Here is a 6313-nt window from a genome sequence, read left to right as displayed (position 1 = left end):
TTTGCTTAAATAGGTCAACTATTCGCACAAATTGATCGAAAATTCTGACTCGCCCTACTGAATTTTATGCTCGAAAGCATAAGTCCGACAGGCTCCCAGAACCATATAAATGATGATGGGCATTATCCGCCTACAGACGTTATGGGGAAAAGAGTGCGGAATCGTCCGGGCGCCTCTCGGCAACAAATTTTTTATTTGACTCCAGCAATGTTTTCCAAAACCCTGCATTAGCCTTCAACCAGTTGTATTGTCTCTCGCGGGAGGCGTAACTGAGTTCAATACCCACGGCGGCCATTGTGTCAAGCTTCATGCGCCAGAGATCGGGGTAGTGTCGGGCCGGTCCACAGATACAGAGCCAGGGATCGATAACCACGGCATTTTCATCCCAGTCTTTAAAATTACAGGGAAACAAACCCTCTTTAATATTGGGTTTCTGATCCATTACCACAAAAGAATAATCATTCGGCCATAGAGAAACACGATAGTAAATCAGTGGGTCGGGTTGTTGTGACAGAAAATAACAAACCAGTATGGATTTTTCGCCACAGTTACCCGCCTGACTTCTTGCCACTTCTGCGACATAATCATCCAGGCTGTAATTTTCTTCTCCCTGTCGTTGTTTCTCTCTTTGTATTCTATCTCGCGAGTCTTTAAGTACTGTATCGATCGCTTCTGGATCAGGGAGGTTGGGTGTCCAGGGCTTTATGGCACTCAAACGCCCCACTCCCATGTTACTGCCGCCTAAAGGGGTATGAGCGCTGGCAAAACGCAAGGCGGCTTGCGCATAATTTGTACTGCTTTGTTTGTAGAGCGAGGTGGAATGATGAAAGGGCATGGGAAGGGTCTCCTTTGGTTTTGCTGCTGCACCCGCAAGAAACAGGAGCAAGAGACGGCTTGGCGCACGGTATCGACCACAGGCTACTGTAGCTGCCAAGGGGGACATGACCACAGCATCTTGGCTGTCGCGGCGGTGGAGAAGGGCTTCGCTGACATCTTCAGCAACTTGGTCAGGCAAGGATTTCAGATTGTTCGAGCTTCAGTGCAGGATACGACTTTCATCATTTAATCCGTTATATTAGTTGCTCAATAAGTTGGGCTGGGAGCCTGTCGGACTTATAGCAAATTGATCGGAAATTCTGGCCATTTCTGGATTTCAGGCCGAAATTGTCTGAAGTCCGACAGGCTCCTAATATAGACAAAGTACCACCTATGGCAGAGTTTCTCGCATTTCTTGCCACGGTTGACGGCTGTGTGGGCGAGCTCCTGAACGGGCTGGGTGCGTACTGGTAATGTCGCCAAATTCATTACCGATACACTGGAACCGGCATTTTCAGACACAAGCGGGGAACTATGAATAAATTACCGGATATACTAAGACGTCGTCAGGTCACCAAAACCCGTCTTTTCAGCGTTGAAGAGCTGGAGTTGCGGTTCTCCAACGGTGAAGAAAGAACCTATGAGCGCCTGGGATCTATACACAACGCTGGGCATAATGCCGTTATGGTGGTGCCGTTGCTTGATGATAATCGGTTTTTTATGATTCGTGAATATGCGGCAGGTACAGAAAATTACCAGCTGACCTTGCCCAAAGGTTTAGTAGAGCCAGGAGAGACTGTCCATGAAGGCGCAAACCGGGAACTAAAAGAAGAAATTGGCTACGGGGCAAAGAGTATAAAAACCGTGACGAAGTTTACGCTGTCGCCTAATTATATGTGTCACACTATTTATGTTGCCGTTGCGCGCAACTTATACGAAGAAAAACTGGAAGGCGATGAGCCTGAACCCCTTGGGCTAGAGGTGTTTGCATTTGATCAGTTACTGGCGATTAATGAACGGCAGGACTTCTCCGAAGGCCGGGTACTGGCGGCATTATATCTGGTCAAAGATCAGCTGGAGAGAGGGCTGTTGTAATGAGCGGTTCTCTATTTGAGCCACTGAAAGCCATTGTAAAATCAGCCGGTGAGGCGATTTTGGCTATATACCGGGAAGATAATCTCGATATTCATACCAAGCTGGATAAAACCCCGGTCACCTGTGCTGATAGACAGGCCAACTCTGTGATTGTGGACGGGCTTAACCAGCTAAACGACGACTACCCTGTTTTGTCAGAAGAGTCTGAGTGGGCGCCGTTTGCTCAGAGACAACAGTGGTCACGCTACTGGCTGGTGGACCCTCTGGACGGGACGCAAGAATTCATTAATGGTAATGGTCAGTTCACTGTTAATATTGCATTGATTGAGTATAACTATCCTCTGCTGGGTATTGTTTATTCACCAACGACAAAGACTTGTTACTGGGGTGGAATGGGGGTGGGTGCTTTCCGGCAGGTGGGCAGCGGCGCTGCTGAACCAATAAAGCCCCGTTCATTATCAACAAACGGTGATATTGTTGCCCTTGGCAGCCGCAGCTATGGCAATCGAGCTTCTGATCAGTTTATTGATAAATTGAAACGCTATTATCCACAGCTACGCTTTTTACGGGTGGGAAGCTCCCTGAAAGGCTGCCGCATTGCTGAAGGCAAGGCGGATATCTACCCCCGCCTTGGGCCAACGTCTGAGTGGGACACAGGGGCTGTTCAGGCTATTGTAGAAGGCGCTGGTGGTTTATTTTTGAATACTGGCGGTGAGCGCTTTGCCTATAACACCAAAGAATCATTGGTGAATGGACACTTCTTGATACTAGGAGACCGAACCTGTCCCTGGCAGCGTTTCTGGGAGTTTGGTTAGGCTTTTATGAAGCTGTTCATCATTTTTTAATAGAAGCGCCAGGAAGGCCTGGTGCCTAAATTGAAGACTTGTGGGTTTACCCTCGATACGATACTGTCCATAAGGAGGGGGGTGTGCTAGCCTTGTTGTTGTGACATCTTGTCGTAGCGGTTGAGTCTCTATCGAAAGCGTGCGAGGATTCCGGCAGATGTTTCGCGGACTCTTTATAATGACCCTCCCGGTTCCCTCTTAATTCTTACGGTGTCTTTTTTAAGAAGCTGTTCATGATCCCTTGCGAAAAGCGTCTAGCCCGGATATTTCATAAACTGCCCTTAGAGCCGCAAGGAGCAAGCAAGGCCAGGAGCATGTTTATGAAATATCCGGGCTAAGGTCAGGTAATGAAGATGTGGCTTAATGTATTCTTGTTGCTCCTGTCTTATGTCGGTTTCTCAACCACATCCCTTGCGCGGGTTGGTGAAAGCAGTGCTTTCGAGCAAACCCCTTTTGGCGTGGTTAAAAGTACAGATATCATCCAGGTCAACCACGATCAGAAGGTGGTGCTTACACCGGATGAAAAATTGTTGGTGGTTGACAAAAAAACGAACCAGACTGTCAAGGTTTATGATTGTGCGGGGCGTGCCCCGGCTTTGTCGCTGAATGCGCGAATACCCGCCGGTTATGCACAATCTGGCACCGGTTATTGGGCCGTTAAGACCCTTCACGATTCTTATGAAATCAAGCGTTTTTCCACCCAGTGGGAAGTTCCTCAGCCGCCACAAAACCAGTTAACAGCTGATCCTGACTATTTGTGGAATGGTCTTCAGGGAGGCTACCAGGCTTCACAAATCAGCTTTGCGCAGCCTGTGATGAGTTGGTACAGCCCGAAAAAGAGTTATCGCATCGCAAACTGGGGTTATGTCCATGGCAGACTGATTCATGGCGAAGAGGAGCTGGTTAAACCGGGGACTAAACTGCATGGGTTAGTTGAGTTCGTCAGGGTTAATCCACGTACCCTGAGGTATGAATATGTATCAAAGTTCGTCGGTCATCCGAAACTGGATTTGGATACCGATGGCCATATCAAGCCAAATATGCTTGAAGAGGTTTTTGAACCCTATCCGCCCGTTAAGCCGTCTGAGTTTCCTGCTTCACCATCGGGGCTTATGCACGACATAAAACTAATAACTATGCCGGCGTATCCCAAAAGCCAGCTTGACTGGGAGATTAGCGGGGTTGCTCCTGCCCTCTCCGTTCCCTTGCCCTCAGGCAAGCCGAACACCGAGATTATTTCCCCTAGCGCGCAAAATGGAAAAATAAAATTTAACTGGCACTGATGGCGCCCATTCCTTAGACCCATTTATCGTAGCCGCAGTAGGAGCATGACTTTTAAGACTGATTCTTAGAAGCTGTTCATTCACAAAAGATCATGAACAGCTTCTTGTTTTTATACGTTTACGTATTTTTTATCAAAAAAGGGGCAGGTCAGGTGGGTTGCTAGTGCTGTTAAGCGCTAATATCCATACAGTCGTCAGAATTTTATGCTCGAAAGCATAAGTCCGACAGGCTCCTAGGAGCCTGTCCGAGAATAGACTACCCTACTGCGGTTGCGATAAATTGGTCTGAAAATTCCTGCTTCTTTATCAAATAGCCCCGCTATTATCCTCAGAAGCAGAAATTTTTATCCTCAATTTCTCGTAATCCTCGCTACGGGCGCTATTCTCGGTCAGGCTCCTAGAAAAAATAATGAATCTGGTCTGCTTCAACATGCACAGGTTGGTCGCCCACTTTTTGTACCTCGCCGTGCAGTGTTACAGGGGAATGAAACTGTACGCCCTGGTCGGGTATGGAGTCTTCATGGATACGGACATGGATTGTTTTTCCATCTTCGTCCCTGAACGCATAGGTGTCATCCGTGACCTGGTCGGTAATGTGGCCTTTAATATGCACCTTATCTTCATGCTCTGCGTCATTGACGACGTGATGGAGTTTCCGTTGCTCGTAGTCCGGGTGCGTGTGGGGGCAGGGATCATAATTGATCAGCTTGATCGCGCCCAGTCCAGCCCATGGCGCCAATATCATTAGCATTACAACCATTGATTTTTTTTTCATGATATCTGTCCATGCGGAGCGTTCTTTTCTCCCTATCGGCGCATTGTATGGAATCATGAACAACACCAATGCTCTGTTGTGGCTCTGCTATTGCGCTGATAACCTGAGGGATAGTCCTCCATTGAAACGCTCGGCTTGCGTAGAGCAAGCCCATGTAGTATTTTCCCTCTTTTATTTCAGACCTACCTCTGGGCTAGAGGAATGTTAAGCCTGCACAGTTCGTGTGAGGCTTGGGGAGCATGAGTTGGTTCGCGGCGGTAAAAGCTCCCGCTGTGGAATTTTTAAGCGATAACCGGGCTGTTCCTGAGCAACGAACTGTGAAACAGGAACCTGTTAGGTGACTAACAGGAATCCCCGTCCTTCAGAGGGTGTCAATGACGCTTGCTCATGGTGCTATCCTGGAAGAACTGTCAGCAATATTTTTTTCTGATAATAAATCGAAAATCCTGAAGGGGTTTAAGTATGTCTTTCGCTGAGAAAGAGGGTGTTATCTGGTTTGATGGTGAAATGGTGCCGTGGCGTGAGGCGAAAACCCATGTATTGACCCATACCCTACACTACGGTATGGGGGTCTTTGAAGGCGTGCGGGCCTATAACACCCCCCAAGGCGCCAGTATTTTTCGTTTGCGGGATCATACAGATCGTTTGTACCGAAGCGCCCATATTCTTGGTATGAAGATTCCATTCACCCCTGAACAGATCTTCGAAGCCCAGCGTGCTGTGGTGCACAAGAACGGTCTGAAGGAAGCGTATCTGCGTCCTATGTGCTTTTTAGGGGCTGAAGGACTCGGTATCCGGGCAGATAATCTGTCAGTACACTGCATCGTGGCTGCCTGGGAGTGGCCGTCTTACGTATCTCCTGAAGCGCTGGAAAAAGGGATTAAAATTCGCACATCTTCCTATACCCGCCACCATGTGAACATTACCATGTGCAAAGCCAAGGCCAACGGGAACTATATTAATTCCATTCTGGCGCTGCAAGAAGCTGTCAACAGTGGTTGTGAAGAAGCGCTGTTGCTCGATAACGAAGGTTATGTGGCTGAAGGCAGTGGTGAGAATATCTTTATTATTAAAAATGATGGGGTTATTTATACGCCTGAGCTGACGTCCTGTCTGGAAGGCATTACCCGCGATACGATTATGCGCTTTGCCAGGGAACTGGGGTATGAAGTGCGTGAAAAACGTATCACCCGTGATGAAGTGTACACTGCCCGGGAAGCTTTCTTTACCGGAACTGCCGCAGAAGTACTGCCAATTTGTGAGCACGATGGTCGCCAGATTGGTTGTGGAAAACGCGGTCCTATTACCGAACAATTGCAAAATATGTACTTTAATCAGGTGCGTGGCAAGCGTGACTTTATGCCGCAGTGGCAAACCCCTGTTAGCTAGGAGCCTGTCCTAGAATAGACTACCCTACTGCGGTTGCGATAAATGGGTCTAAAAATTCCTGCTTCTTCGTCAAATAGCCCCACTATTATCCTCAGAAGCAGAAATTTTTA

General features: G+C 48.0%; 6 protein-coding genes. 4 read left to right on the top strand and 2 right to left on the bottom strand.

The window, feature by feature from the left end; translation table 11 throughout:
* Positions 1-139: 139 nt before the first annotated feature.
* Positions 140-1015 (bottom strand): hypothetical protein, encoded by an 876-nt coding sequence (locus V4C51_RS16635; RefSeq protein WP_330927301.1) that lies wholly within the window; start codon positions 1013-1015, stop codon positions 140-142.
* Positions 1016-1350: 335 nt separating this feature from the next.
* Between V4C51_RS16635 and nudE the strand changes: the two genes are divergently transcribed.
* From nudE to V4C51_RS16620, 3 genes are all read left to right on the top strand, one after another.
* Positions 1351-1911, top strand: coding sequence for an ADP compounds hydrolase NudE (nudE, locus tag V4C51_RS16630; RefSeq protein WP_330927300.1), 561 nt, complete (start codon positions 1351-1353; stop codon positions 1909-1911).
* Positions 1911-2726, top strand: a complete 816-nt coding sequence (cysQ, locus tag V4C51_RS16625; RefSeq protein ID WP_330927299.1) for a 3'(2'),5'-bisphosphate nucleotidase CysQ — start codon at positions 1911-1913, stop codon at positions 2724-2726. Before nudE ends, cysQ begins: the two co-directional genes overlap by 1 nt.
* Positions 2727-3103: 377 nt before the next feature.
* Positions 3104-4039 carry a hypothetical protein gene (locus V4C51_RS16620; RefSeq protein WP_330927298.1) on the top strand — a complete coding sequence of 312 codons (936 nt, stop codon included), beginning with the start codon at positions 3104-3106 and terminating at the stop codon, positions 4037-4039.
* 397 nt (positions 4040-4436) lie between these two features.
* Here V4C51_RS16620 and V4C51_RS16615 read toward each other — a convergent pair whose 3' ends face one another.
* Positions 4437-4814, bottom strand: coding sequence for a NirD/YgiW/YdeI family stress tolerance protein (locus V4C51_RS16615; protein ID WP_330927297.1), 378 nt, complete (start codon positions 4812-4814; stop codon positions 4437-4439).
* Between the two features lie 462 nt (positions 4815-5276).
* On the opposite strand from V4C51_RS16615, the gene V4C51_RS16610 reads away from it, so the two are divergent.
* Positions 5277-6203 (top strand): branched-chain amino acid transaminase, encoded by a 927-nt coding sequence (locus tag V4C51_RS16610; RefSeq protein WP_330927296.1) that lies wholly within the window; start codon positions 5277-5279, stop codon positions 6201-6203.
* Positions 6204-6313: the final 110 nt, after the last annotated feature.

Origin of the sequence: Candidatus Sororendozoicomonas aggregata, from assembly GCF_031528575.1 — a bacterium.
Classification (GTDB): domain Bacteria; phylum Pseudomonadota; class Gammaproteobacteria; order Pseudomonadales; family Endozoicomonadaceae; genus Endonucleibacter; species Endonucleibacter aggregata.
Note: the sequence above shows the minus strand (reverse complement) of the source record. Positions and strands in the feature narration are given on the sequence as shown.